This is a genomic window from Thalassotalea sp. G20_0 (assembly GCF_017744175.1).
Taxonomy (GTDB): Bacteria; Pseudomonadota; Gammaproteobacteria; order Pseudomonadales; family Endozoicomonadaceae; genus Endozoicomonas.
The window spans coordinates 1-528 of record NZ_JAGHQV010000526.1; the positions used below are offsets into that span (position 1 = coordinate 1).

General features: G+C 47.7%; 1 protein-coding gene. It reads left to right on the forward strand.

The window, feature by feature from the left end; all coding sequences use genetic code 11:
- A partial coding sequence (locus tag J7438_RS27385; protein WP_209279160.1) for a hypothetical protein occupies positions 1-528 on the forward strand: 528 nt, incomplete at both ends.

Genomic DNA, 528 nt, shown 5'->3' on the forward strand with positions numbered 1-528 from the left:
AAACTTGTGGATAACGGGTTGGAGCTGAAGAAGACAACGCAGCTCAAAGGAGCCGTGGTCGCGCTGTTGCACTATGTGCAAAACAAAGCCGAATCAAAAGAAGAGAAAGACCACTTCAAGCCACAGGAAGTCTGCAACCTGCTGTGGGCCGTGGCGAAACTGGTGGACAACTGGCTCGAGCTGGAGAAGACAGCAAAGCTCAAAGAGGCCTTGGCCGTGCTGTTGTTCCATGTGAAAACCAAAGCCGAATCAAAAGAAGAGAGAAGTCAGTTCAGTACTCAAGGTACCGTCAATCTGCTGTGGACCCTGGCGAAACTGGGTGAGGCCATTGAGCCGAACCTGGTTAAATCTACGTTCGATTTTCTTGTTGACAGAATCAGTAAAAACCCTCAACTCTCTCTGCAAGATATATCGATGTCTCTCTGGGGAGTCATGGTATTCTGTGCCAGAGTTTATCTGGACTCAGGTAGCAATAATAAAAACCCGCTTGAAAAGCACATAGGTGAACTATTTTCTCGCCTGGGAAAT